This is a genomic window from Lentzea jiangxiensis (assembly GCF_900104175.1).
In the GTDB taxonomy this organism is placed as follows: domain Bacteria; phylum Actinomycetota; class Actinomycetes; order Mycobacteriales; family Pseudonocardiaceae; genus Lentzea; species Lentzea jiangxiensis.
Genome location: NZ_FNIX01000003.1, coordinates 425,228 through 449,448, shown reverse-complemented (window position 1 = coordinate 449,448; position 24,221 = coordinate 425,228). Strand labels below are relative to the sequence as shown.

General features: G+C 72.3%; 27 protein-coding genes. 14 read left to right on the top strand and 13 right to left on the bottom strand.

The features are described from left to right. Positions 1–150: 150 nt before the first annotated feature. On the bottom strand, positions 151–450 hold the full coding sequence (locus BLQ91_RS13030) for a DUF2188 domain-containing protein (RefSeq protein ID WP_245733376.1): 300 nt from the start codon (positions 448–450) through the stop codon (positions 151–153). Positions 451–677: 227 nt separating this feature from the next. Between BLQ91_RS13030 and BLQ91_RS40240 the strand changes: the two genes are divergently transcribed. The 4 genes from BLQ91_RS40240 to BLQ91_RS13015 all read left to right on the top strand — a co-directional run bounded on the left by BLQ91_RS40240 (position 678) and on the right by BLQ91_RS13015 (position 4,076). After that, entirely contained in the window at positions 678–866 is a 189-nt protein-coding gene (locus BLQ91_RS40240; RefSeq protein ID WP_218130256.1) for a hypothetical protein, read from the top strand. A 179-nt stretch (positions 867–1,045) separates the two neighbouring features. Then, complete coding sequence (locus tag BLQ91_RS13025) at positions 1,046–2,362, top strand: extracellular solute-binding protein (RefSeq protein ID WP_090097052.1); 1,317 nt, start codon at positions 1,046–1,048, stop codon at positions 2,360–2,362. Then, positions 2,362–3,258 carry a carbohydrate ABC transporter permease gene (locus BLQ91_RS13020; RefSeq protein WP_090097051.1) on the top strand — a complete coding sequence of 299 codons (897 nt, stop codon included), beginning with the start codon at positions 2,362–2,364 and terminating at the stop codon, positions 3,256–3,258. Before BLQ91_RS13025 ends, BLQ91_RS13020 begins: the two co-directional genes overlap by 1 nt. Next, positions 3,255–4,076 carry a carbohydrate ABC transporter permease gene (locus BLQ91_RS13015; protein WP_090097050.1) on the top strand — a complete coding sequence of 274 codons (822 nt, stop codon included), beginning with the start codon at positions 3,255–3,257 and terminating at the stop codon, positions 4,074–4,076. Before BLQ91_RS13020 ends, BLQ91_RS13015 begins: the two co-directional genes overlap by 4 nt. 18 nt (positions 4,077–4,094) lie before the next feature. Here BLQ91_RS13015 and BLQ91_RS13010 read toward each other — a convergent pair whose 3' ends face one another. After that, entirely contained in the window at positions 4,095–4,835 is a 741-nt protein-coding gene (locus BLQ91_RS13010; RefSeq protein WP_090097049.1) for a GAF and ANTAR domain-containing protein, read from the bottom strand. A gap of 150 nt (positions 4,836–4,985) precedes the next feature. Between BLQ91_RS13010 and BLQ91_RS13005 the strand changes: the two genes are divergently transcribed. Next, on the top strand, positions 4,986–5,411 hold the full coding sequence (locus tag BLQ91_RS13005) for a DUF2231 domain-containing protein (RefSeq protein WP_090097048.1): 426 nt from the start codon (positions 4,986–4,988) through the stop codon (positions 5,409–5,411). Between the two features lie 4 nt (positions 5,412–5,415). Here BLQ91_RS13005 and BLQ91_RS13000 read toward each other — a convergent pair whose 3' ends face one another. From BLQ91_RS13000 to BLQ91_RS12990, 3 genes are all read right to left on the bottom strand, one after another. Further along, complete coding sequence (locus BLQ91_RS13000; RefSeq protein WP_245733375.1) at positions 5,416–6,594, bottom strand: MFS transporter; 1,179 nt, start codon at positions 6,592–6,594, stop codon at positions 5,416–5,418. Next, positions 6,564–7,241: a GntR family transcriptional regulator gene (locus BLQ91_RS12995; protein WP_090097046.1), complete on the bottom strand. Its 678-nt coding sequence runs from the start codon at positions 7,239–7,241 to the stop codon at positions 6,564–6,566. The genes BLQ91_RS13000 and BLQ91_RS12995 overlap by 31 nt, the downstream gene beginning before the upstream one ends. 124 nt (positions 7,242–7,365) lie before the next feature. Then, positions 7,366–9,144, bottom strand: coding sequence for an N-acetylglutaminylglutamine amidotransferase (locus BLQ91_RS12990; RefSeq protein WP_090097045.1), 1,779 nt, complete (start codon positions 9,142–9,144; stop codon positions 7,366–7,368). Between the two features lie 153 nt (positions 9,145–9,297). Here BLQ91_RS12990 and BLQ91_RS12985 point away from each other — a divergent pair, with 153 nt between their 5' ends. Next, entirely contained in the window at positions 9,298–10,725 is a 1,428-nt protein-coding gene (locus BLQ91_RS12985; RefSeq protein ID WP_090097044.1) for an amidase family protein, read from the top strand. On the opposite strand, the gene BLQ91_RS12980 is transcribed toward BLQ91_RS12985, so the two are convergent. The 5 genes from BLQ91_RS12980 to BLQ91_RS12960 all read right to left on the bottom strand — a co-directional run bounded on the left by BLQ91_RS12980 (position 10,704) and on the right by BLQ91_RS12960 (position 13,137). Next, entirely contained in the window at positions 10,704–10,949 is a 246-nt protein-coding gene (locus tag BLQ91_RS12980; RefSeq protein WP_090097043.1) for a hypothetical protein, read from the bottom strand. The two genes, BLQ91_RS12985 and BLQ91_RS12980, sit on opposite strands and share 22 nt — an antisense overlap. A 59-nt stretch (positions 10,950–11,008) precedes the next feature. Further along, the gene (locus BLQ91_RS12975; protein WP_176959716.1) at positions 11,009–11,317 is read right to left on the bottom strand and encodes an STAS domain-containing protein; all 309 of its coding nucleotides are present in this window, start codon (positions 11,315–11,317) and stop codon (positions 11,009–11,011) included. A 133-nt stretch (positions 11,318–11,450) separates the two neighbouring features. Continuing rightward, positions 11,451–11,891: a hypothetical protein gene (locus BLQ91_RS12970; RefSeq protein ID WP_090097041.1), complete on the bottom strand. Its 441-nt coding sequence runs from the start codon at positions 11,889–11,891 to the stop codon at positions 11,451–11,453. Continuing rightward, positions 11,888–12,775 carry a WXG100 family type VII secretion target gene (locus tag BLQ91_RS12965; protein ID WP_090097040.1) on the bottom strand — a complete coding sequence of 296 codons (888 nt, stop codon included), beginning with the start codon at positions 12,773–12,775 and terminating at the stop codon, positions 11,888–11,890. Before BLQ91_RS12965 ends, BLQ91_RS12970 begins: the two co-directional genes overlap by 4 nt. Further along, entirely contained in the window at positions 12,772–13,137 is a 366-nt protein-coding gene (locus tag BLQ91_RS12960) for a P-loop NTPase family protein (RefSeq protein ID WP_176959715.1), read from the bottom strand. The genes BLQ91_RS12965 and BLQ91_RS12960 overlap by 4 nt, the downstream gene beginning before the upstream one ends. Positions 13,138–13,308: 171 nt before the next feature. Between BLQ91_RS12960 and BLQ91_RS12955 the strand changes: the two genes are divergently transcribed. From BLQ91_RS12955 to BLQ91_RS12940, 4 genes are all read left to right on the top strand, one after another. Continuing rightward, positions 13,309–14,850, top strand: coding sequence for a PucR family transcriptional regulator (locus tag BLQ91_RS12955; RefSeq protein WP_090097236.1), 1,542 nt, complete (start codon positions 13,309–13,311; stop codon positions 14,848–14,850). Positions 14,851–14,935: 85 nt separating this feature from the next. Further along, the gene (locus tag BLQ91_RS12950) at positions 14,936–16,195 is read left to right on the top strand and encodes an NAD(P)/FAD-dependent oxidoreductase (protein ID WP_090097039.1); all 1,260 of its coding nucleotides are present in this window, start codon (positions 14,936–14,938) and stop codon (positions 16,193–16,195) included. A 7-nt stretch (positions 16,196–16,202) separates the two neighbouring features. Further along, complete coding sequence (locus BLQ91_RS12945) at positions 16,203–16,409, top strand: hypothetical protein (protein WP_090097038.1); 207 nt, start codon at positions 16,203–16,205, stop codon at positions 16,407–16,409. Between the two features lie 117 nt (positions 16,410–16,526). Further along, on the top strand, positions 16,527–16,994 hold the full coding sequence (locus tag BLQ91_RS12940; protein ID WP_090097037.1) for a GreA/GreB family elongation factor: 468 nt from the start codon (positions 16,527–16,529) through the stop codon (positions 16,992–16,994). 122 nt (positions 16,995–17,116) lie between these two features. Here BLQ91_RS12940 and BLQ91_RS12935 read toward each other — a convergent pair whose 3' ends face one another. Further along, on the bottom strand, positions 17,117–17,623 hold the full coding sequence (locus tag BLQ91_RS12935; protein ID WP_425412476.1) for a mycothiol transferase: 507 nt from the start codon (positions 17,621–17,623) through the stop codon (positions 17,117–17,119). Positions 17,624–17,674: 51 nt separating this feature from the next. Further along, positions 17,675–18,853 (bottom strand): PP2C family protein-serine/threonine phosphatase, encoded by a 1,179-nt coding sequence (locus BLQ91_RS12930; RefSeq protein ID WP_218130254.1) that lies wholly within the window; start codon positions 18,851–18,853, stop codon positions 17,675–17,677. A 129-nt stretch (positions 18,854–18,982) separates the two neighbouring features. Between BLQ91_RS12930 and BLQ91_RS12925 the strand changes: the two genes are divergently transcribed. The 3 genes from BLQ91_RS12925 to BLQ91_RS12915 all read left to right on the top strand — a co-directional run bounded on the left by BLQ91_RS12925 (position 18,983) and on the right by BLQ91_RS12915 (position 21,287). Continuing rightward, positions 18,983–19,441, top strand: coding sequence for a MarR family winged helix-turn-helix transcriptional regulator (locus tag BLQ91_RS12925; protein ID WP_245733374.1), 459 nt, complete (start codon positions 18,983–18,985; stop codon positions 19,439–19,441). Positions 19,442–19,553: 112 nt separating this feature from the next. Continuing rightward, positions 19,554–19,970, top strand: coding sequence for an ATP-binding protein (locus tag BLQ91_RS12920; RefSeq protein WP_090097034.1), 417 nt, complete (start codon positions 19,554–19,556; stop codon positions 19,968–19,970). A 105-nt stretch (positions 19,971–20,075) separates the two neighbouring features. After that, positions 20,076–21,287, top strand: coding sequence for a PP2C family protein-serine/threonine phosphatase (locus BLQ91_RS12915; RefSeq protein ID WP_090097033.1), 1,212 nt, complete (start codon positions 20,076–20,078; stop codon positions 21,285–21,287). Positions 21,288–21,390: 103 nt separating this feature from the next. Here the strand turns inward: BLQ91_RS12915 and BLQ91_RS12910 are convergent, their stop codons facing one another. Continuing rightward, positions 21,391–22,713 carry an MFS transporter gene (locus BLQ91_RS12910; protein ID WP_090097032.1) on the bottom strand — a complete coding sequence of 441 codons (1,323 nt, stop codon included), beginning with the start codon at positions 22,711–22,713 and terminating at the stop codon, positions 21,391–21,393. A 266-nt stretch (positions 22,714–22,979) separates the two neighbouring features. Between BLQ91_RS12910 and BLQ91_RS12905 the strand changes: the two genes are divergently transcribed. Further along, the gene (locus tag BLQ91_RS12905; protein ID WP_245733373.1) at positions 22,980–24,143 is read left to right on the top strand and encodes an LLM class flavin-dependent oxidoreductase; all 1,164 of its coding nucleotides are present in this window, start codon (positions 22,980–22,982) and stop codon (positions 24,141–24,143) included. Positions 24,144–24,221: the final 78 nt, after the last annotated feature.

The window sequence follows — 24,221 nt, the reverse complement described above, 5'->3', positions numbered from 1 at the left end:
AGCGTCCTCCACTGCACGGCGGGAACCACGTGGAGGTGGACGCCTGTTTGCTCAAGCTCACCTCAGCGAACTCGAACGACCTTACTCGAACCGGGACCGCGCTCCGACGTGAGCGCGGTCCCGGCGAGTTCCGCGTGCCGGCGAACCCGATCAGCCGGGGATGTTCTTCGGGTCCCGCTCGCGCGGGTAGGTGTTCCGTTCGCCGATCGTGCCGTCCTGCTTGCGGATGATGTGCTCGGCACCGCGCTCGACGGCCATCTCCCGGCCCTTGGCGGTCGCCTCGGCCTTCGTGTCGTGCGTGCTGGAGGCCTGCGTGTTGCCCTCGACCTTGTTCTTCCAGGTTCCGTTCTCCTGGTACGTCTCGACGTCGCCCTTCATCACGGCCTCCTTCGTCGTGGTGGTGGTGGTGGTGGTGGTCGAAGGGGTTCCCAGCCTTGGGCTTTTCGACACCGCCGGAGGGCAAACGTCTGCTTTTCGTTGGCGCACAACGTGATCGCATGCCGATTCGGTCGTTGCCGCCGTGCCGCCGCCTTCCTCGTGAAGATCACCCGAGCGGGCGACGGGAGGCAGTCGGGGCGGGTCGGGAGCACATGCCTTGCGGCGCGGGGAATCCGGTGCGGTGGGACGCGGATCGACGTCACCACCGTGCTCGCGCCGTAGCGGCTGAAGGCCGCGCGGTGCTCGAGGTCGCCCACCGCGGTCCCACTCCCCGGCCTCGCGGCAGAGCAGGCGTGGCGGGCTTCCACCGCGCCGACCGCTCGCGCCGTCGCGCGGACGGCGCCAACGCCGGGCTCGTCGTGCTCGACAGGGCGCTGGGTGAGGGAGCCTGCTTCCGTCTCGGCCTGCCCTCGTCCGATCAGGTGTGAGGACCACGCCGCCGTTCAGGTGAAGCCCGGAAGTCGTTCAACCCCAACGGTTTGGCGGGAGGAGCGGCGGGTAGCCGCGACCGGCGCCGGGAGGTCGGCGTCCGTTCCCGGCGGCGAACGAAGGCGGCGACCATGACGATGCGGCACCCCTGCGCTCCGACCACCCGTCCCGTCCTGGCATGACCCGGTGGCCGGTCGCCGGGCTGCTGGCCCTGCTCGTGGCGGGGTGCGGAGGTCTCGGCCCGAGCGCCGCGGACCGTCCCGACACCCTGGTGACGACGGGCTTCGGGTTGCCGGACGAGCACGCCACCGCACGCGTGGACGTGTTCCGGCAGCGGCGTCCGGAGGTCGACCTCCGGATCAACGAGGGAGCGTTCGACGAACAGCAGTTCCTCTCGGCGGTGGCGGCGGGTGACCCACCGGACCTGGTCTACGCCGACCGGCGCAAGCTCGGCGGCTACGCGGCCAGGGGAGCGGTGCAGGACCTGGGACCGTGCCTGCGGCGGCAGGGTGTCGACCTGGCGCGGTACCGCGCCGCGGCGGTCCGGCAGGTCACCTACGGGAACGTGGTCTACGGCGTTCCCGACTTCTTCACCGTCCGCGTGCTCGTGCTGAACAACCCGGTGCTGCGCCAGGCGGGGATCGACCCGGCCTCGGTGTCCACATCGGACTGGACGGCGCTCGCCCGGATGGCGGAGAAGCTCGCACGGGTCCAGGACGGCCGCATCGAACGGATCGGCTTCGACCCGCGCATGCCGGAGTTCCTGGCGTTGTGGAGCAAGGCGAACGGCGCCGACCTCGTCTCGGACGGACCGCACCTCGACGACCCGCGCGTCGTCGAGGCCGTCCGCTACACCGCTGACCTGGTCCGGGCGCAGGGCGGCTGGGCGGCGTTCCGGGCGTTCCGGGACACCTTCGACTCCTTCGGCGCGAACAACGAGCTCGTCACCGGACAGGTCGCCGCGATGGCCATCGACTCCTGGTACGTCAACACCCTGGCCGCGAACTCGCCCCAGGTCGACGTCACCGTCGTCCCCTTCACCGACCGGCAGGGCGCCGTCCTCACCGAGGCGGGTGGTCAGGCGTGGGCCATTCCGCAGGGAGCCCGCCACCCCGAACTGGCGTGCGAGTTCATCGCGACGATGACCGCGGCGGACACCTGGGTCACCGCCGCGAAGGCACGCCGTGACGCCCTCGCGAAGAAGGGAAAGCCTTACAGCGGAACGTTCACCGCCAACCGCGTCGCCGACGAGAAGATCTTCGGCGAGGTGTACGACCCGCGCGGCATCCCGGTGCTCGAGCAGGGCGTGCGCGTGTTGCGGTCCGTGCAGGACAGGTCCTTCGCGCTGCCGCCCAGTCCCGCCGCCAGCGACCTCGTGCGGTCCTGGGAGTCCGCGGTCGCCAGGGCGCTGCTCGGCGGGCAGTCCCCGCAGGAGGCGATGCGGCAGGCGCAGCGCGAGGCGGAGCGGGCGATCACCCGCGTGGGAGGCCGGTGATGGTGAGCACGCGCGAGGCCCGGGCCGGCTGGCTGTTCGTGCTGCCGTGGGTGGCCGGTTTCCTGCTGCTGACAGCGGGGCCGATGCTCTACAGCCTGTACCTGTCGTTCACGCACTACGACCTGCTGAAGCCGCCGCGGTTCGCGGGCCTGCAGAACTACCGGGAGATCCTCCTCGACGGTCGTGCGGCGACCGCGCTGTGGAACACCGTCTTCTACACCGTGCTGCACGTGCCGGCGCAGATCGTCCTGGCGCTGGGACTGGCGTCGTTGCTGCGCCGCGCCGGACGGTCGGCCGGCCTGTTCCGCACGGTCCTGTTCCTGCCCACGATGACCCCTCCGGTCGCGCTCGCCGCGCTGTTCCTGCTGCTGCTCAACGGTCAGAACGGTGCGGTGAACGCGGTCCTGGGCTGGTTCGGGTTCAGCGGCCCGCAGTGGACGACCGACCCGGCGTGGATCAAGCCGGGGCTGGTGCTGATGAGCCTGTGGACCGTCGGCAGCACCGCCGTGCTGTACCTGGCCGCGCTGACCAGGGTGCCGGCGGAGCGCTACGAGGCGGCCCGGCTGGACGGCGCCTCCGCGTGGCGGCAGTTCTGGCACGTCACGCTGCCCGGCATCAGCGGCACCGTGTACTTCACGTTGGTCGTGAACACCATCGCCTCGCTCCAGGTGTTCACGGAGGCGTACACGATGTTCTTCGGCGCCAGGCCTTCCACGCCCGCGGAGGGCGACGCGGCGCTGTTCTACGTGATCTACCTGTTCCAGGAGGCGTTCGGGTCGCTGCGGATGGGGTACGCCTCGGCGCTGGCGTGGGTGCTGTTCCTGGTCATCGCCGTCATCACGGTGGTCCAGGTGCGGCTGTCCCGCGACTACGTGCACTACGAGGACAGGTCATGATCCGCCGCGTCCCCGTGGTGGCGGCCCTGCTCGCGATCGGCCTGCTGTTCGCCTACCCGTTCTGGTGGCTGGTGAGCGCGTCGCTGAAGGACCGCTCGCGCGTCTTCGACAACGCCCTGCTGCCGTCACCGGCCGACTTCGCCAACTACGCCGAGGTGTGGCGCGCCGTCCCGCTGCTCGCGTGGGTGGGCAACAGCGCGGCCGTCGGGATCGCCGCCGCGGTCGCCGCCACGGTGTCGAGCGCGGTCGTGGCCTTCGGGTTCGCCCGCTTCCGGTTCCGCGGCCGCGACGCCCTGTTCGGGCTCGTGCTCGCCACGATGATGCTGCCGGGAGCCGTCACGATGGTGCCGGTGTACCTGGAGTGGCACGCCGTGGGCCTCGCGACCACGCAGGTGCCGCTGTGGGCGGGCAACCTCTTCGGCTCGGCGTTCTACGTGTTCCTGCTGCGCCAGTTCTTCCTCGGCCTGCCCGCCGAGGTGTTCGACGCGGCGCGGGTGGACGGCGCGGGCCCGTGGCGGCAGTTCCGCTCGATCGCGCTGCCGCTCGCGCGGCCCGGGCTGGTGGTGGTGCTCGTGTTCGAGCTCAAGGCCGCGTGGACGGACCTGATCAGGCCGTTGATCTACCTGCGCGAGCCCGAGCTCTACACGCTGCCGCGCGGGCTCAAGGCGGTGCTCGACAGGTTCGGGCAGGGCGGCGAGGCGCAGTGGGAGCTCGTGATGGCGGCGAGCGTGGTCGCCACCGTGCCGATGGTCCTGCTGTTCCTGGTGGCTCAGCGGTACTTCGTGCGCGGGGTCGTGACCCAGCGCGCCGAGGAGTAGGGGTCAGCGAGCAGGGGGTCAGCGCTCCGCGCCCGGCAGCTGCCCGGTCGTCGTGAGCTGCTCGGCGATGTCGCGCAGCTTGACGTTGGTGTGCTGGCTCGCGCGGACCAGCACGGTGAACGCCTGGTCGGCGCTGAGCTTGTGGCGCTCCATCAGGATCCCCTTGGCCTGGCCGATCAGGTCACGGGTCTCCACCGCCGCCGAGAGCTCCCGGCGCTCCTGGGCGGAGGCGAGCGCGATCGCCGCGTGCCCCGCGAACAGGCTGCCGACGTGCCGGGACTCGTCGTCGAAGGCGTTCGGCTCGCTCGCGTACAGGTTGAGCGCGCCCAGGTCCTCGCCCTGCACGTACAGCTGGAACGACAGCATGCTCCCGACCTCGAACTCCGCCGCTTTGCGTCCGAACGCGGGCCACCGCTCGTCGTGGACGACGTCGGGCACGGAAACGATCTTCTCGTCGAACAGCGCGGTCAGGCACGGCCCCTGGGCGGTGTCGAACTGGGCCTGGTCCACGGCGCAGGGGAGCTCCCCGGTGGTGGCGACGGTGCGGATCTCCTTCTTCCCGACCACGGTCATGATGCCGGCGTGCGCGGCGCCGGGGATGGTCCCGACCGCCGTGTGCACGATGGCGTCCATGGTGTCCTGCTCGCCCTGCTGCCCCTGCAGCGCGAGCGCGATCTCGGTCAGGTGGGTCGCCAGGTCCCTGCCGCCGTCGGCGGGCGTGGCCTCGGCGGCGAGTGGACCTGCGGTGATCTCGACCATGACGGGAGGGGTACCCGGACAAAGGCGGAGGTAGTCGGGCACGCCTGGACCGGGGCGCGAGGGCGGGAGGCCACCATCGTCGTACCGCGTGGTTGACCAGCGGCTCGCTGGGTACCTGTAGCAGCAGGTCAGGCCTCAGGAGGAACCTTCATGCCCAGTCGCGCCCTCGTCATCCCGTTCGGTCTGCTGGTCACGTCGGCCGTGGTCGACGTGGTGCACCTGCTCACCGGTCAGGAGCGCTTCTCCTCCGCCGCCGGGCACCTGATCGCGGCCGGGCTGCTGCTCGGCGTGGTCACCGCCGCGATCGGCTGGCTGGAGCGGATCTTCGGCGAGCCGCTCGACGCAGGGGAGCGGCGCGCGGTTCTGCGCCACGGCCTCGTCACCGCGGGCGTTCTCGTCCTGTTCGCCGTCAGCTGGTCGCTGCGGCTCGGCGTCGAGGGCTGGCAGCCGGCGTGGCCGGCGCTCGCCCTGTCGTGGGCCGGGGTGGTCGTGGCGGCGTTCGGCGGAGCGCTGGGCGGCAGGCCGGTCGAGGAGGACTCCCAGCCGGACACCGCCGGGGCGTTGCGCACCGCCTGAGCCGTCACCGGCCGGCCAGTGCCGCGGCCGCGGCGAGCGCGGCCGCCGTGGCGCACAGGACACCGGCGGCTCCGGTGCTGACGGCGACGGCGCCGACCGCGCTCGGCAGGACGACCTGGCCGAGGCGGTTGCCCGTCAGGCGCAGGGACATCGCCCGGCCGCGCAGACCCGGTGGCGTCGAGTGGGCGAGCCACGCCATGGTGAGCGGCTGCCCGACGCCCAGGCCGAGACCGAGGAAGACCACCAGGCAGGCCATCGCGGCGGCGGGCAGCGGCAGGGCGAGCGCGGCCATCGACACCGCGGACAGGGCGGCCGTGCCCACCATCAGGCGTCGGCGGCCCAGGAGCGCGACGAGCTTGCCGAGGAAGAACCGCGACACCATGGACGCGACGGCGCGCAGGGTCAGCAGCAGGCCGACGAAACCCGCCGTGAGACCGCGGTCTGTGCCGAGTGCGGGCAGGTAGACCAGCGTGATGTCGACGGCGGCGATCACGATGCAGCTCACGAGCAGAGCCCGCGGCAGCCCCGGCAACCGGACCAGCGTCCGCATCCCGCCGTCCTCCCGCTCCCGCGCCCCGGCCGCCACGGCGGGCAGGCGCAGGAACAGGGCGCTCAGCGTGAGCACCAGTCCGATGCCGGTCGAGGCGGCGAACAGGGCGCCGGTGTGGGGAACCGCCTGCCCGCCCCCGGCCAGCACGATCAGGCCGGGACCGAGCGCCTGCCCGAGGGAGGCGGCGAAGGTGTAGTGGCCGAACGCCGTGTCGAACCGGTCCGGCGGGGCCGCGTTGGCGACGGCCGCCTGTTGGCCCACGACGCAGAGCAGGTGCCCTGTGCCGAGCACGACGATCCCGGCCGCCAGCCCGGCCGGTGCCGACCCGGCCAGGAGCAGCACCGCGGCGGAGACGGTCATCAGCAGCGCCCCCGCGATCATGACCCGCCGTTCGCCGAACCGGTCGGTCGCCTGCCCGGAGGGCACCGCCAGCAGGAGGGGCACCACCGCGAACGACGCGGCCAGCGCGCCCAGCCAGCCGCCGGGGACGTCCAGCTCGATCGCCCGGTACGTGACGGCCGGACGCAGGACGAACGTGATGGCCTGGGCGAGAACCGAGTGGACCAGCAGCAGAACGAGCAGGCGGCGGCCGGGACCGCCGGTCACCGCGGGTCCGGCTTGGCCAGGCGCCACGCCGCCTTCGCGCCGAGACTGGTCTCGATGTGCGCTCGCATCACGTCGGCAGCGGTCTCGCCGTCGCCTTCGAGCACCGCCTGGAACAGCAGGGCGTGCTCGTTCGCCTTGGCGGCGCGTTCCTCGTCGCTCCGCTCGGCCCGCAGGCCGTGCCGGCGGTAGCGGTCGCTGGTGTCCCACAGGCCGTCGAGCATGCCGGTCAGCATCGTGTTGTGCGAGGCGCGGTAGATCGCCGCGTGGAACCGCCGGTGCGCCATGAGGTGCGCCGTGGTCGGGTCCCCGGGCAGCGGTTCGAGGTCCTCCAGGGCGGCGCGCATCTCGGCGATGTCCTGCCTCGTGCGCCGTTCCGCGGCCAGCGAGGCGGCCATGGGGTCCAGCGAGCGGCGCACCTCCAGCAGGTCGCGCGCTTCCTCCGCGGTGAGCGCGGTGACGCGCGCGTCCCGATGGGCGTCGAGCTCGACCAGTCCCTGCTGCCGCAACCGGCGCAAGGCCTCGCGCAGGGGAGTGGTGCTGATGCCGATCTGCTGGGCGAGCAGCGCCTGGTTGAGGACGGAACCGGGTTCGAGGGCCCCGGAGAGGATCAGTTCGCGCACGTGGGCGTACGCGAAGTCGCTCTTGGTCGTGTGCGGCTCAGCCGGTTGCGTCATGCGGACCTCCCAGTACAGCGGAGGTTATAACCTGACGCGTCAATCGAAGGCTTGATGTGGCGTTGCTCTCTGAATGAGCGGGCGGAGGCAGGTCGCCGAGCTTATAACCTGCCTCCGCCGGTGCTCACCTGATCCCGTGCTGCTGCAGCCACAGCTCCAGCACGCCGAGGTGCCACAGCTCGTTCCCGCCGGCCTTGGTCTCGTGGCCGTTGGGGTTCGCGAGCAGTTCGTCGACGTAGTCGCGCCGCAGCACCCCGCGCTGCCGTGCGGCAGGGGAGCTCATGGCCGAGCGCAGCAGGTCGAGCACTTCACCGTCGAGCCGGGTCAGGGCCGGAACGGGGAAGTAGCCCTTCTTCCGGTCCACCACCTCGTGCGGCAGCAGGTCGCGCCCGATGTCCTTGAGCAGGCCCTTGCCGTTCTGGTCGGCCTTGAGCTCCGGCGGGCACGCGGCGACGAGCTCCACCAGGTCCTGGTCGAGGAACGGCACGCGGGCCTCGACACCCCACGCCATCGCCATGTTGTCGACCCGCTTGACCGGGTCGTCGGGCATCAGCAGGTGCGTGTCGGTGCGCAGGACGGCGTCCAGCGCCGTGTCGGCGCCCGACTCCGCGAGGTGCTCGGCGGCCAGCTCACCGCTGACGTCGCGGCTCGTGAGCCACCGCGGTTCCAGGACGTGCGCGAGCTCGTGGTGCTCGAGGTCGTGGAACGCGTCGCGCAGCACCTCGGCGGCCTCACCGCGGGCCGCGTCCGCCGCCGGCTGGTGGTAGCGGTACCCGGCGAACACCTCGTCGGCGCCCTGGCCGCACTGCACGACCTTGACGTGCTTCGAGACCTCGCGGCACACCAGGTGGAACGCGGTGACGTCGTGGCTGCCCATCGGCTCGCTCATCGACCCCACGGCGTCCGAGACCGCCAAGGCGATCTCCTCGTCACCGATGCGGATCTGGTGGTGGTCGGTGCCGAACTTCTGCGCGATGGCGTCGGAGTAGACGAACTCGTCGCCCTCCACGTCGCCGCGGCTCGTGAACCCGATGCTGAAGGTGCTGGGCCGGTGCCCCTCGTCCGCCAGCAGGGCGACCAGCAGGCTCGAGTCGAGGCCGCCGGACAGCAGCACGCCGACCTCCACGTCCGACACCGTGCGGCGGCGGACCGCGACCTGCAACGCCTCGCGCACCGCCTGCCGCCAGTCCTGCGCCGTCCAGTCCGCGTGCTCCGGTCGCCGCGTGTACGAGGGCTGCCAGTAGACGCGGTCGCGCGGCTGCTGACCGGGCTCGAACACGCGGATCGTGGCGGGAGGGAGCTTGCGCACTCCCTTCAGGACGGTGCGCGGCGCGGGCACGATGGAGTGCCAGGTGAGGTAGTGGTGCAGGCCGGCCCTGTCGAGCTCGGTGTCGACACCGCCACCCGCGAGCAGCGCCGGCAGGGTGGAGGCGAACCGCGTCCGCCCGCGCACCTCGGCGACGTAGAGGGGCTTGATGCCGAGCCGGTCGCGGACCAGCAGCACGCGGTCGCGGCGCCGGTCGACCAGGGCGATCGCGAACATGCCGACGAGGTGGTCGACGAACCCCTCGCCCCAGTGGTCGTAGGCCTTGAGGACCACCTCGGTGTCGCTGGTGGACCGGAAGCGGTAGCGGCCGGACAGCTCCTCGCGGAGCTGCTCGTAGTTGTAGATGCACCCGTTGAACGCCACCGCGAGCCCGAGCTCGTCGTCGACCATCGGCTGCGCGCCGGCGTCGGACAGGTCGATGATCGACAGTCTTCGGTGCCCGAGCGCCACCCGGCCCTCCGACCAGTGGCCCGCTCCGTCCGGCCCGCGCGAGTACATGGTCCGCGTCATGCGCTCGACCGCGTCGAGGTCCGGCCGGTCGGGACCGTGGACGATCTCACCGGCGATTCCGCACATGGAGTTCTCCTCGGGTGTTCGGCTGACAAGACGTCCTCCGAATACCCCGGATGTCGATGTTCACGTCCCGGCTGTGGCCGGGCTCGCGTGTGAGCAAACCCACGACCGTTTCGCCCGTTGGCAGGTTGACGCGACCGGGCCGGTGCCCCGGCAATGGACCCCATGCATCTCTCGGCCGCCGACCTCGACCAGGCGACCATCCCGCAGCTCGCGCGCCGGATGGCGGACGGTGGGCTCACCGCGGCCGGTCTGACCCGTGCCTACCTGCGCCGCGTCGTCGAGCTCGACCCCCGCCTGCGCGCCGTGGTCGCGGTCGACCCCACGGCGGAGAGCCAGGCCGAGGAGAGCGACCGCAGGCGGGCGCTCGGGCAGTCGCGCGGCCTGATGGACGGCATCCCCGTGCTGCTCAAGGACAACATCGACACCCGCGGCCTGGCGACCACCGCCGGGTCACGGGCGCTGAGCGTGCCTCCGGAGGCCGACGCCGAGGTGGTGACGCGTCTGCGTGCGGCGGGCGCGGTCGTGCTCGGCAAGACGAACATGACGGAGTGGGGCAACTTCCGCTCGCCGTGGGCCAGCTCCGGCTGGTCGGCGGTGGGCGGCCAGACCGCGAACCCGCACGTGCTCGACCGCACCCCGTGCGGCTCGTCGTCCGGCTCGGCCGTCGCCGTCGCGGCGTCGCTGGCGCAGGTGGCGGTCGGCACCGAGACGAACGGCTCGATCGTGTCCCCGGCGGGCCACGCGGGGATCGTGGGGTTCAAACCGACGCCGGGCCGGGTGAGCAACGCGGGCATCGTGCCGATCACGGCGCTGCGGGACACCGCAGGCCCGATGGCACGGCACGTCGTGGACGCCGCGATCCTCATGGCGGCCATGGAAGGCACCGACCCCTCGTTCACCCCCGGCACGCTGCGCGGCGCGAGGATCGGCGTGTGGCGCAGGACCGGGTTCGACCCCGACGTCGACCGCGTGGTGGCGTCGACCGTGGAACTCCTCCGGGACCGCGGCGCCACCACGGTCGACGTCGAACTGCCGTACCAGGACGCGATCCAGGCCGTCGACCGCCCGGCCATGGTCGCCGAGTTCCGGCACGACCTGGAGCGGTACCTGCGCACCCGCACCGGCGCGCCGCGCACGATGCGCGAGCTGGTCGAGTTCAACGAGGCCGACCCGGTCGAGCTGTCGCGGTTCGGCCAGGAGCTGTTGCACGACGCGGAGAAGGCGCGGCCGCTGACCGACCCGGTCTACCGCCACCAGCGCCTCACCGCGACCGGCCTGGCACGCCGCTCCCTCGACGAGACCCTGGCGGCGCACCGCCTGGACCTCGTCATGGCGCCCACCAACGGACCCGCGTGGCTCGCGCGCGGCGCCGACCCGTCCGGACCGCGCACGGCCCTGCCCGCGGCGGTGGCGGGCTACCCGAACGTCAGCATCCCCGCGGGCTTCGCCGGGCCGCTGCCGATCGGCGTGTCCTTCCTCGGCGGGCGGGGAGCGGACGAGGCGGTGCTGCGCTTCGCGGCCGCCTTCGAGGACGCGGCGCGGGCCCGCCGCACGCCCGCCTACCTGCCCGGGGTCGCCTGACCGGCCTCCGACGCGTGCAGGCACATACCGGCCAGCAGGACCACCGCACCGCCGAAGCTCAACGTGAACGTGTCCGTGGCCATGCCCACCACGACACCGAGCACGCCGAGGAGGTCCACCGCCCACCGGACGGCCCGCTGGTTCGGCTGCCACCGGGGGACGTCGTCACGGTGCCGCGGCCGGGCCGTCGGGGGAACGACAGGAGCCTGCCTGAGCGGGGTCATCGATGCCCTTTCGACACGGGGGAGTCGGTGCAGCGCGCGGATACCCCGTTCGGGCGGTTTCACACACGCTCGAACAGCCGCGCCAGGCCGCTGATCTCCAGAACGCGTCGCACGGCCGGGCTGGGCGAGCTCAGCCGGAGCGACCCCGTCATCGCGACGGCCCTGGCACGGCTGCGGACCAGCGCGCTGATCCCGCTCGAGTCGCAGAAGGTCACGCCGGAGACGTCGACGACCAGGTGGTGGCGGCCCGCCTCGATCAGCCGGTCGAGCTTCGCCAGCAGCATCTCCGAGCCCGCCACGTCCAGAGCTCCGGCCAGCGCCACCTCGGTCTGCGCCGCCGAGGTGCCGACGACCTGGATCCGCAACACGGTGCACCTGCCTCCACAGCCGACGTGGAGGCGGTGAATACCCGCTGTCCGCCGGAACATGGCGCGCAGCAACACTTTTCCGTGATCAGGTTGACGGGCTCGGCGGCGGGTACACCGAGCGGTCGCCCCACGCCTAGAAGGCGTCCTCCGTGAAGTCGATCGGCGGCTCGTCCTCGAACGCCCGCGACCTGCCGGTGCGCTGCTGTCCCGCCGCGACCACCTCGTCGAGGTCCTGCCCCTCCTTGATCGCCGTGTACGCGCGCCGCAGCGACGGTGTGCTGGTCCGCATCGCACGTTGCACGTCGGGGTCGTTGACGGCCCGGCCGGACGCGACGTCCTGCCACGACACCACCCCGGAGTCGATCTTGCGCTGCAGGTCCTTCAGCGCGTTCGGCGCGTCCTTCGACCGGGCGAACCTCTCGATCTCGGCGATGTCGGCGGGCGACAGGTCGGCGCCGCGGGTCCGCGCCTTCGACACCTCCGCGGCGACCTGGTCCAGCCGTGCACCCCTGGCGTCGAGGTCCGCCCGCCACGCCTGCAGCTGCTGACGCGCGCTGTCGTGGGGGAACGTCATTCGCCGCCTCCCGTGCCCGGAGCGCCCGGCTGCGCCCAGCGCTCCTCCTTCGCCGCCTCCAGGTACTTGCCGCGCGCCTTGTACCCGCCCTTGGCCACGCCCCACGCACCGCTGCCGACGGCGGACATGCCGTCACCCGCCTTCTCCTTGCCGTCCTGGAAGCCGTCGACCACGTCGAAGAAGTCGTTGACGTCCCGCACGTCGGGGATCTTGGAGAGCGCGGTGCCCATCAGCTTGATGCCGTTGATCACGCCCTGGACGCCCTCGATGAGCGTCTGCATCGACTGGATGAGCTTGCGGACCTGGTCGACGATGTTGACCACGTCGTAGACCATCCACACGGCACGGCCCCAGCCGACGAGCGGGATCCACGCCGTCATCGCGGCCTTCACCAGCTTGTCGCAGATCTTGTCGAGCAGGGTCAGCGCGAGCTTCGCGGCCGACCGGCAGGAGCTCGCCATGTTCTTGAACCGGTCGCCGATGAACTTCGCGACCTGCGAGTCCCACTCGACGGCGACCGTCCACGTGCGACGCATGCGGTTCTCGAAGCTCTGCGCGGCGCCGCCGTCCCAGTGCGGGGAGAGCTCCTCGATGCCGTTGGCCACGTTGTGCCGCACGTTGTCGAGCGCCTTGGCGACGCGGTCCCACGCGGCGGCGTTCGCGTCGATCTTCTCGAAGTCGCCCGCGAGCGGCATGACGAGGTCCCGCACCAGGTCGTCGCCGGTGACCTGCTGGTAGATCCAGTTGACGCCCTGGATCTTCCACCCGGCGGCCTCGATCAGCTCCTTGACCGTCTGACGGCCCGGCCGGTCGTCGGGCACCGAGCGCAGCGAGACGGCCGGGTCCTCGACGTCCTGGTACCCGTTGCAGACCCCGGCGCTCATCCGCCGACCCCCAGGAACCGCTCCAGCCAGGACGGGGGCTCCGCCCCGCCGCCCGCGGTGTCGATCAGGCAGACGCCGACCCGGTCGGCCTTCTCGTAGGCGGCGGCGGACTTGACCAGCGCCTCGGCGTCCTGGTTCATCTTGCGGTTCGCGGCCTCCAGCGTCTCGCCGTAGAGCTGCGCGACCCCGGTCACGACGGGGTCCAGCAGCGACAGCATGCCGGTGAACCCGGACGTGTCCCCGCCTTTGGTGACCGCGTGTTCCCGGATCGTCAGGAAGTGCTCCGCCTGACGCTCGAGCAACCCGCTGCACGCGCGCAACTCGTCCGGTACTACCTGGAACTTCTCTCCCATGGCGCTCATGACGCCTCACCCCACTGTGCGGTCCCGCCGCGTTCGGCCCTGTGGACAACTCGGATCACGTACGTTCGCGATCGGCGGCACCTCGAGCAGGTGGAGCCGCGCCCGATGTCCGCAACCTGGGTACTCGGCGCGAGCGGGGTCGCCGTTACGGAGGAAGAGGGGTTCCGGGTCGTGGTGAGGCTGGACCGTCTGGTCAATGTGCTGGGTGGGTACGGGGTCCGGTTGTGCTGCTGCCCGGTGCCGCGGTCGGCCGAGCTGCGCGGTGTGGTGCTCCGGGACACGACGGACGGCCGGCCCGAGGTCGGTGACGTGTACCTCGCGGTCGGCGCCGAGTCGGTGGCCGAGGCGGTCCACGCGGCGGTGTCGGCCCGCGCGGTCGTGGTGCTCGTCCGGGGTGGTGAGGAACTGCTGGCGGACGCCGTCGCGACGGGGGAGGCCGAGGGGATCGCCGTGGCGCTGGCGGATCCCGCGCTGTCGTGGAGCCAGCTGGCGGGCGTCGTCTACGGCCTCGTGCTGGAGGGCAGGGAGACCGAGTCCGGGCGTGGCCCCACCGACCTCTTCGCGCTGGCCGACAGCCTCGCCGCCGCGACCGGGGGCGCGGTGACCATCGAGGACCGGGTGTCGCGCGTGCTGGCGTACTCGGGTCCGCAGCAGGAGGCCGACGCGGCACGGCTGGAGACCATCCTGGGCCGCCAGGTGCCCGCGTGGGTGCGGGAGCTCTTCGACGCGGCGGGCGTGCCCGCGCACCTGCTGGCGTCCGACGAACCGCTCTTCGTGCCCGGCGACCCCGCGCGCGGCCTGACCGGGCGGATGGTCGTCGCCGTCCGCGTCGGCCGCGAGCTGCTGGGAACCGTGTGGGTCACGTGCCCCGAGCCGTTGCGGGGTGATCGGCGCACCGCCCTGACCGACGGCGCCCGGATCGTGGCGCTGCACCTGCTGCGGTCGCGCGCCAGCGCCGACCTGGAACGCCAGGTCGAGTCGGAGTGGGTGATCCGGTTGCTGGAGGGCACGGCGGACGCCGCGACGGTGATCAGCCAGCTCGGGTTGCCGCCGGGACCCGCCAGGGTCGTCGCGGTCCGCGCGCACGTCGGCGACGAACGGCACGCGGCCGTGCTGCTGGCCTTCGAACAGGCGACCACCGGCTTCGGCTGGTCGCGGCCGGGGCGCAGCGCCCTGTCCGGCAACAGCGTCTACACGATCCTGCCCGGCGACGGGGTCGCCGCGGCGCGGGACTGGCTGGCGGCGCTCGAAGCCGCGCTGCCGGGGCACGTCTCCACGTCGGCGGGGATCAGCGCCGCCGCCGAGCCGGCCGACCTGCCCGCCGCGCGGCAGGAGGCCGACGAGTGCCTGGCGCTGCACGAGGGGCGCTCCGACGACGCGCCCGCCTACGACGAGTCGTGGGACGAGATCCTGCTGCAACGCCTGCGCACCGCGGCGCGCGTCGGCAGGGCGTCGGCCCGCGGACCGGTGGCGGACCTGCGCCGGCACGACGCCGAGCACGGCACCGGCTACGTCGCGACCCTGCGGGCCTGGCTGGAGGCGCAGGGCGACCTGGCCGAGGCCGGGGAGCGGCTGGGCGTGCACGGCAACACCGTGCGCAACCGGCTCCGCAAGATGGCCGAGGTGACCAGCCTCGACCTGGACGACGCCGCGAAGCGGGTCGCGATGACCATCGACCTCGCGGCGACGGTGTCGGATTCCTACAACCGCTGAGCCGAAATTGTAGGAACGGGACAACCGGTACGCCTCGTCGTGCACGCACCCTGGAGTCGCAACCCAGCGATGACAGGAGGCAGGGATGGACGGCGTCGAGCGCCTTGACGGCGGTCCGCGCTCAGCGGTCGTGGTCGGTGCGGGGGTCGTGGGGCTGTCCACGGCGTGGTTCCTGCAGGAGCGCGGGGTCGAGGTGACGGTCGTCGACCGGACCGGCGTCGCCGCCGGCGCGTCCTGGGGCAACGCCGGCTGGATCGCACCGGGGCTCGCGATCCCGCTGAACGAGCCGGCCGTGCTGCGCTACGGCCTGCGGTCGGTGTTCGACCCGGCCGCGCCGCTGCACCTCCCGCTGACCGCCGACCCGGGGCTCTGGTCGTTCCTCGCGCGCTTCGCCGCCCACTGCCGCTGGTCGTCGTGGACGAGGGTGGCGAAGGCGAACCTGCCGCTCAACGAGGAGAGCCTCGAGGCCTACGACGTGCTCACCGCGAACGGCGTCGAAGCGCCCACCGTCGACGCGCCGATCACCGCGGTCTTCACCTCCGCGGCACCCGCGCGGGGCTTGGTGCACGAGCTGGAACGCCTCGCCGCGGCCGGGCAACCCGTCGACCACACGCGACTGTCCACAACGGACCTGCGCGACCAGGTTCCGCTCGCGTCGTCCGCACTCGCGGTCGGTGTGCGCATCGACGGGCAGCGGTTCGCCGCTCCCGGCGAGTTCGTCCAGGCGCTGGGCCGTGCCGTCGCCGCTCGCGGCGCCGCGATCCGCACCTTCGAGGTCGCGGACGTCCGCGAGGACGGCGCCGGGGTGGTCGTGACGGGGCAGGACGGCGAGGCGGTCTCCGCCGACGTGGCCGTGGTCGCCACCGGTGCCTGGCTGTCGCGGCTCGCGGCCCGCACCGGCGTCCGCACGCCGGTCCGCGCCGGACGCGGCTACTCGTTCACCGTGCCGGTCGACGAGCCGGTGCGAGGTCCGGTCTACCTGCCGGAGGTGCGGGTCGCCTGCACGCCCTACCGGGGTGGTCTCCGGGTCGCGGGCACGATGGAGTTCCGCGACCCGGACGCGCCGCTGGACGAGGCGCGGGTGGACGCGATCATCGCCTCCGTCCGGCCGTTGCTCGACGGCGTGCGGTGGGAGGAGCGCACGGACGTCTGGGTGGGTCCGCGTCCGGTCACCCCGGACGGTCGCGCGCTCATCGGTGCGACCCGGGTGCCGGGGGTGTACGTCGCCGGCGGGCACGGGATGTGGGGCCTGGCCCAGGGACCCGTCACCGGGCGCCTGCTGGCGGAGCAGGTCACCACCGGCAAGCAGCCCGCCGCGCTGCGCGAGTTCGACCCGCTGAGGTGACCGCCGCGTGGACCTGACCGACCCGCCGCTGACCGACCTGCCGCTGACCGACCTGCCGCTGACCGACCTGCCGCTGACCGACGACGAGCGGGCCGAGCTCGCGCGGCTGCGCAAGGAGAACGACTTCCTTCGCGTCCAGCGCGACATCCTCCTGCGCGTCGCGAGCGACTACGCCCACGACTTCGAAGCGGTGCTGCGCCGCGACGACCCCTGACCCCTTTCCGGTCCGTGCGGGCCGTGAGCCGATCCGCCGGCTCGCACGGACATCCCCGCCGTCAGGGCGGAGCCTCCTCCCGTCCGCCCTGACGGCACCTTCCGCCACGGAGGCATCATGACCAGCACGACCCCGCGCGTGTGGCTGTCGCCGCAGGCGCACCACCGGCTCCGCGACGAGCTCGCGACCCTTCTCGCGTCTCCCCGCTCCAGTGAGGAGAACGACGACCACGGGTTCACCTCCCGCCGCGACCGGGAGGTCCGCATCCGCCAGATCAACGACCTCCTCACCCACGCGATCGTCGGCGAGGACCCGCCGGACGACGGCGTCGCCGAACCCGGCATGGTGCTCACGGTCCGCTTCGACGACACCGGCGAGACGGAGACGTTCCTGCTCGGCGCCCGCGGCGCGGAGCACGGGACGATCGAGGTCTGCTCACCGGACTCCCCGCTGGGAGCGGCCCTGAACGGTGCCCGGCAGGGGGAGCGGCGCACGTACCGGACTCCGAGCGGCGCCGGGGTCGTCGTCAGCCTGATCGGCGCCGTGCCCTACGGCAGGGCGCACGAGGTACGTCGTGCTCAGTGACCGCGAACGCGAGACGTCGTGCGAGATCGAGCGCACTCTTTCCGACGACCCGCTCGCGATCTTCCGAACGGCTTCGGGGCCGGGTCCCGGCAGGGCGATCTCCGCCGGGGCGTTCCGAGCCGTCAGCTCTCCGGCAGGAGCCCGCGCACGAAGGCGGCCTGCCCGGCGTGCTGCAGGTCGTCCTCGATGACGCTGACCAGGCGCACCACGCGGGTGACCGGCGGGTCCCACGACTCGTCGACCACCTCGGACATGGCCGCCGGCTCCACCCCGCGCAGGTACTCGCGCGTGCGGGCGTACACGGCCCGGTGGTAGCCGAGCAGCAGCTCGGACGACGCGACCACGGCGGCGACCTGCTCGTCGTCGTGGCCGTAGCCGGTGTCCTCGGGCGGGAGCGGCAGGCCGAACCGGTCCGCCCACCCGTCGGCGGTCCAGACCTGGCCGGTGCCCGCGAGGTCGGCGACGTGGTCGTCCTGGACGCGGGTCAGGTGCCAGACGAGCCAGGCGATCGAGTTCGCGGAACCGCCCACCCGGTGCGCGAGCTGCTCGGTGGACAGTCCTTCGAGGACTCGTCCCACCGCCTGCTGTACCCGGTCGAAGCCGTCGAGCACCACGTCCGCCGCGCTGATCTCACCCATGATCCCGTTTACCCGCGGCGGCGCGGTCCTGCACACGAAAGGTCAAGCCCCGGTGCCGTGCCAGTCGAGGCACAGGACCATCGCGTCGTCCTCGGGGATCCGGTCGCTGCGGTGCCCGGAGAGCTGCTGGAGGATCTCCCTCGGCACCTGCGCGGCGGGCAGCAGCCGGGTCACGCTGATCGCCCGCGCCAGCGCGCGTTCGCCGTAGCGCTCGCCGGCGGGGGAGGACGCGTCGTGGACGCCGTCGCTGACGAAGATCAGCCGGTCGCCCGGGCGGACCTGGAACTCCTGCGGTGCGTACTGCGTGTCCTCGAACATGCCGAGGGGCAGCTGGTCTTCGAACGAGATGCACTCGACGGCGCCGTCGCGCAGGCGCCACACGCTGGGGGAGCCCGCGTCGATCACCTCGACGCGCCCGGTTTTCAGCTCGAACTGCAGCAGCAGGACGGCGACGTGCAGCCGGCCCGCGTGCTGGCCGTAGACCGCCTGGTCGGCGAGCGCGGCCTGGTCGGCGAGGGAGACCCCGGCGCGGCGGGCGTTGCGCAGGGCGTTGACGGCGAGGTTCGTGAGCAGGGCGGCGTCGATGCCCTCGCCCATGCCGTTCGTGAGGGCCAGCGTGAGGTGCTCGGCGGAGGCCGACCAGTCGAAGTTGTCGCCGTAGATGGCGTAGGCGGGTTCCAGCTGCCCGCCGAGGTCGTACTCCGAACGCCCGCAGGACCTGCCCGGCAGCAGCTGCCACTGCATCTCCGCCGCGAGCGTCAGGCGTGCCGCACGCCGCGCCTGGAGGTAGAGGTCGGTGTCGCGTTCCGCCACGACGATCTCGTGGCCGAGGGTCCGCGCGATCCTGGTGAGCTCCGCCACGTCGTCCGGTTCCGGCACGTCCGGCAGGTCGAGCGCGAGCACGCCGAGCCGGTCGCCGCGGACGGTCACCGGCAGGTGGACCGTCACCGCGGTGCCGGAGCGGTGCTCGACGAACGCCTGCTGGGCGCCGAAGGCCTGGCCGGGCGTGCTGCCGTTCACCGGGATCGGCTTGCTCGTGTACGGCAGCTCGGCGACCGGCTGCAGCATGGTCAGCGCGTAGTCGGCGAGCAGGAGCTGCACCGCGTCCGCCTGGTACAGCTGTCTCAGGTGGACGCGCGCGACGTCGAGCAGCGCGTGCGGCGCCGCGGCTCTGAGAGCCTCCTCGACGACGAGATATCTGTTCACCGCTTGTGCGGTCACGGTGTGTTCCTGCCTTCTCTGCGCGGATGCCGGTCAAGCATCGCGGACGTGGCCGAACATGACACGGGACCACGTGGATGCGACAGTGGACACGTGAACCGGATTCGGCAACACGCCACTGTTGACGACGTGCTCCAGGTTCTCACCCAGGTCGTCGAGCAGATCGAGGTCATGTGGGAGCGGAGCAAGGACGCCTCGCCCGCCCCTCTGTCGGTGTCCCAGTTGCGCGTGATGTTCGTGCTCGAGCACTCCGAGGGCGCGAACCTGCGGGCCCTCGGTGAGGCGCTCGACGCCGCGCCGTCGTCGGTGAGCCGGCTCTGCGACCGGCTGCAGGCGGTCGGCTTCCTCGACCGCGGGCTGAGCACCACCAGCCGCCGCGAGGTCGTGCTGGCGCTGAGCGACCGCGGGCGCGCCTACCTGCAGGAGCTGCGCGACCGGCGGCGCGAGCACCTCCGCGACGTCGTGGACGCGCTGCCGCCGTCCGCCCGGTCCACGCTGGTCTCCGGCCTGCGCCGGTTGCGGGACGCGGCGTCGTCGGTGCACCCGCTCGACGACGAGCAGGACACGACGGGCACGCAGACCGCCTGACCTCGCGCACGACCCGCCGTGCCAGGACGGTGCCCGCAACGCGACCTCCACTGCTAACGTTTGTCGTGCGACAATAGTTTAGTAGCGGGGACAATGGGCGGCGGGGGCTCGAGTGGCGACAGGGAAGGCTGCCGGGCGGACTCGCCGGATCGAGTCGGAGGAGGATCTGCTGAGGGCCCGGCACGCGGTGCGTGAGGCCGCCGTCCTGGCGGGTTTCGACCTCATCGCCCAGACGAGGGTCGTGACCGCGGCGAGCGAGCTGGTCCGCAACGCCTACGTCCACGGTGGCGGGGGCGCCATGACCATCACCCACCTCGTGGCGGTGGGCGGCCGCCGCGGACTCCAGTTGCGGGTCACCGACCACGGTCCCGGCATCGGCGACGTCGACGCGGCGCTCGTCGACGGCTTCAGCACCGGCGTGGGACCCGGCCACGGACTCGGGGGAACGCGCAGGCTGGTCGACGAGTTCACCATCGACACGGTGGTGGACGAGGGCACCACCGTGACCGTCGTGGGGTGGGCTTCGTGACCGCACCCGTCGGGGGCCGGTCGCGACCCGGCCGCCCCGCCGATTCGGAGACATCCGCCGTGCCGCCCCACCCGGCGTCCGGCGCCTGCCACGGAGTTCGTTCTGATGACAGCTGAAGGACCCATCGCCTCCATCACGGCCGACGCGGTTCGCGTCCTGCGAGCGCAGGTCCGTTCCTTGTGCGACGAGCACGACGTCTCCGTGGAGCTGCGCGCCCGGCTGGTGCTCAGCGCGACGCTCCTGGCCCGGGACGACCTCGTGGCCGAGCCCTTCACCGCGCACGGACAGCTCGACGGGCCGGTCCTCGTCCTGACCGTGCCGCTGGCGGCGCCCCTGGACCGCACGCGTCCGCTGAACCTCCCCCTGCTCCCCGAACCCGTGGACGCACCCGCCGCCGTGTGGCGCGTGCCGGCGTGGACGGGGTCGCGTGACGGCAGCGGGCCGGACCCGGCGGACGACCAGAGCGCGACCGAGGCCGAGCTGAGCGCCCTCGTGGCGCGCACGGACGCCCTGGAACGCGAACACCTGCAGCTCAAGCACGAGCTCGCCGAGACCAACAGCGGTGTCGTGGCGATGTACGTCGAGCTGGAGGACCGGGACGAGCAACTCCGCACCGCGCACGCGGTGATCTTCCGCGAGCTGGAGGACGCCCTGCGCCCGCCACCACCCACCGTCGAGGGCGTCGAGCTCGGGGTGCACTACAGGCCCGCGGACAAGGACGCGCCCACCGGCGGCGACCTCTACGACTGGTTCGTCCTCGCGGACGGCACCCTGCAGATCACGATCGTCGACGCCGTGGGCCACGGGGTCACCTGCACCCGCAACGCCCTCAACGTCACGCACACCATCCGCACCCTCACGCTCGACGGCTACCCGCTCGAAGACCTGGTCCGCCGCGCCGCCGAGATCAACGAGACCCTCATGGCCACCGTGCTGGTGGCCCGGCTCGACCCGCGCACCGGTGCGCTGCGGCTGGCGGGTGGCGGCCACCCGCCCGCCCTGCTGGTCTCCTCGACGGGGGAGTCGGCCTACCTGCAGGCCAAGGGGCGGGGCGTGGGCTTTCCCGCCCCCGGCAGCCACGAGATCCACAGCACCACGCTCTCGCCCGGCGACCTGCTGCTGCTCTACACCGACGGCCTCGTGGAGAGCCGCGGTGACGTCGACGAGGGCGAGATCCGTCTCGCCGACACCGCCAAGGCCCGGTCACGGCAGCCCCTCGGTCCGTCGCTCTCCGCCATCGTCGAGGACATGCACGACACCGTGCTCTACACCGACGACACCGTCCTGCTCGGTGTTCGCTTCCAAGGCCTCGCGTAGCGAGGACGGGTTCGTTCCGGCTCGCTGCCGCCGTTGTCGACGAGCTGGTCTCCCAGCCTGCGCCGGGTCCGGCAACGGATGGCCGGACCCGGCGGTGGACCGCTCAGGTCCGCAGGTCCACTCCCCGCGGCTCGCGGACCAGCGACACCGCGGCGAACGACACCACCGACAGCACCATGATGTAGACGCCGACCGACACGGCCGTGCCCGTCGACTGCACCAGCGCCTGCGCGATCGTCGGGGCGAACGCACCGCCGAGGATCGCGCCCAGCGCGTAGCCGATGGACACCCCCGAGTACCGGACCTGCGTCGGGAACATCTCGGCGTACATGGCGGACATCGGCCCGTAGGACAGGCCGAGGCCGAACGACAGCACGACGACCGCCAGCACGAACAGCAGGACGTCGGCGGTCTGCATGAGCAGGAACATGGGGATCATCCACACGAACAGCGCGGCGTACCCGATCTGGAACGTGCGCACGCGGCCGATCCGGTCGGACAGGCCGCCGGCCCAGAGGGTGAACACGAGCCAGCCGACGGCACCCGCGATGGTGGCGGCCAGGACGGACGGGCGGGACAGGCCCAGTTTCGTGCCGTAGCCGATGAAGTACGCGATGAGCAGGTAACCGGCGGCGTTGTTCGCCACGAAGATCAGCGCGGTGAGCACGACGTTGCGGGTGTGCTCGCGGAACAGGTCGCGCAGCGGCGCCGACGAGTGCGCCCTGCGCGTCAGCATCTCCTGGAAGACCGGGCTCTCCTCGACGATCCGGCGGATGACGTACCCGCCGACGATCAGGACGACCGAGAACAGGAACGGGACGCGCCAGCCCCAGGACAGGAACTGCTGCTCGGTGGTGAGCGTCGTCGTCAGCCACAACACGCCGGTGGCGAGGACGAGTCCGATGGGGACACCGATCTGCGGGTAGGCGCCGAACAGCCCGCGTTTGCCGGTGGGGGCGTGTTCGACGGCCATCAGCGCCGCACCACCCCACTCGCCGCCCGCGGAGAAACCCTGCACGATCCGCAGCAGCACCAGCAGGACCGGCGCCGTGACGCCGATGCTCGCGTGCGTGGGCAGCAGACCGATCAGCGTGGTCGCGAGGCCCATGATCAGCAACGTGAGCACGAGCATCCTCTTGCGCCCCAGCCGGTCGCCGAACCGCCCGGCGACGACCGCGCCGAGCGGGCGGAACAGGAAGCTGATGCCGATGGTGGCGAGCGAGACCAGCTGGGCGAGCCCGGAGGACTGCGCGCTCGCCGGCGCGAAGAACAGCGGCGCGAACACCAGGCTCGCGGCCTGCGCGTAGATGAAGAAGTCGTACCACTCGACGGTGGTGCCGGCGAGGGTGCTCGCCAGGACCCGGCGTTCCTCCCGCGTCCGGGCGGTACTCGGGGCGTGGACGGTGTCGCGGGCTGGTTCGGACATCGCAACCTCTCCGTTTCGACGATCGCCGTGGACCGCGTCGGCTCGGCGGTGGGTGGCCCTCGCGACCGCCGGCGCCGACCGCTCGATCATCGCGCAGCCGGGCGTGCCGGGGCATCGGATCGCCGAACCGAACGCTTCGCGCCGCGGTCGGCCACGACGGCATCCCGCGGACTGCTCCGTTCGGGAGATTCGCGTCGCCCGGCGTAACGGCCCGCTCGCTGACGGAGACATCAGCCTTGGTGCCCGCGCGAGGTGGAGGTCCGCCGATGAAGATCGACCTGTTCAACGAGATCCAGAACCCCGGCCCCGCCTCCGAGCAGTTCCGGTTCCGGCAGGCCCTCGACCAGGCCCGCCTCGCCGACGAGCTCGGGTACGGCTGCTGGTGGCAGGTCGAGCACCACGGCGCGGGCGAGTTCAGCCTGTCCTCGGCCCCGGAACTGGTGCTCGCCGCCCTGTCCCAGCAGACCTCCCGCATCCGCCTCGGCCACGCCGCCGTGCTCGCCCCCGGCCGCTTCAACCACCCGATCCGCGTCGCCGAACGCGCCGCCACCCTCGACCACCTGAGCGGTGGCCGCGTCGAGCTCGGCCTCACCCGCTCCACCATCCCCGAGTGGAACCTGTTCGGCATCGAGCCCGCCGACGCCCGCGCCCAGACCGCCGAGGCGTTCGAGATGGTGCCGAAGATGTGGACCAGCGACCGCTTCTCCCACTCCGGCGCGCACTACGACATCTCCGACGTCTCGATCATCCCCAAGCCGCTGCAGACCCCGCACCCGCCGCTGTGGCAGGCCGCCGCCTCCCCGACGTCCTTCGAGGAGGCAGGCCGCCGCGGCGTCGGCGTGCTCGGCACCACGATCTGGGAGTCGATCGACCGGGTCGCCCGCATGATCGACCTCTACCGCGCGGCCGCCGCGGAGTGCACCTCGCCGGTCGGCTCGTTCGTCAACAACCAGGTCGCCTACTTCACGTTCGTGCACTGCGCCGAGACCGACGAGCAGGCGATGCGCAACGGGGCGGCAGCCGCCGCGGCCTGGTACACGGTGACGGCGCTGCGCTTCTTCAACGCCGCCGCCGAGTTCGCCGCGACCATGCAACGCCACCAGGACATCCTCGCGGCCGGCGACGGCGGCCTGACCGGGGAGTTCCTGCGTGCGGAGGTGGACGCCACCCCCACCGACGCGCAGCTCGTGATCGGCCGGATCATCCAGGGCGAGGACGTCCCGGAGGACGAGCTGTTCGAGGTGCTCTCGGCACAGCAGTCGCTGATCGTCGGCAGCCCCGAGACCTGCCGCGAGAAGCTGCGCGTCTACGCGGACCTCGGCATCGACCGGTTGATGTGCCTGCAGCAGATCGGGCCGATCGGGGCGGACGAGGTGATGACGAGCATCAGGCTGATCGGTGAGCTGATCCCGGAGTTCGACCGGTCCTGACGGGCGCTGGATCGACCTGAGCACGCGGACGCGGTCGGCGACGGCCCGCCGGGCCACGCGGTGAGGTTGTCGTCGTAG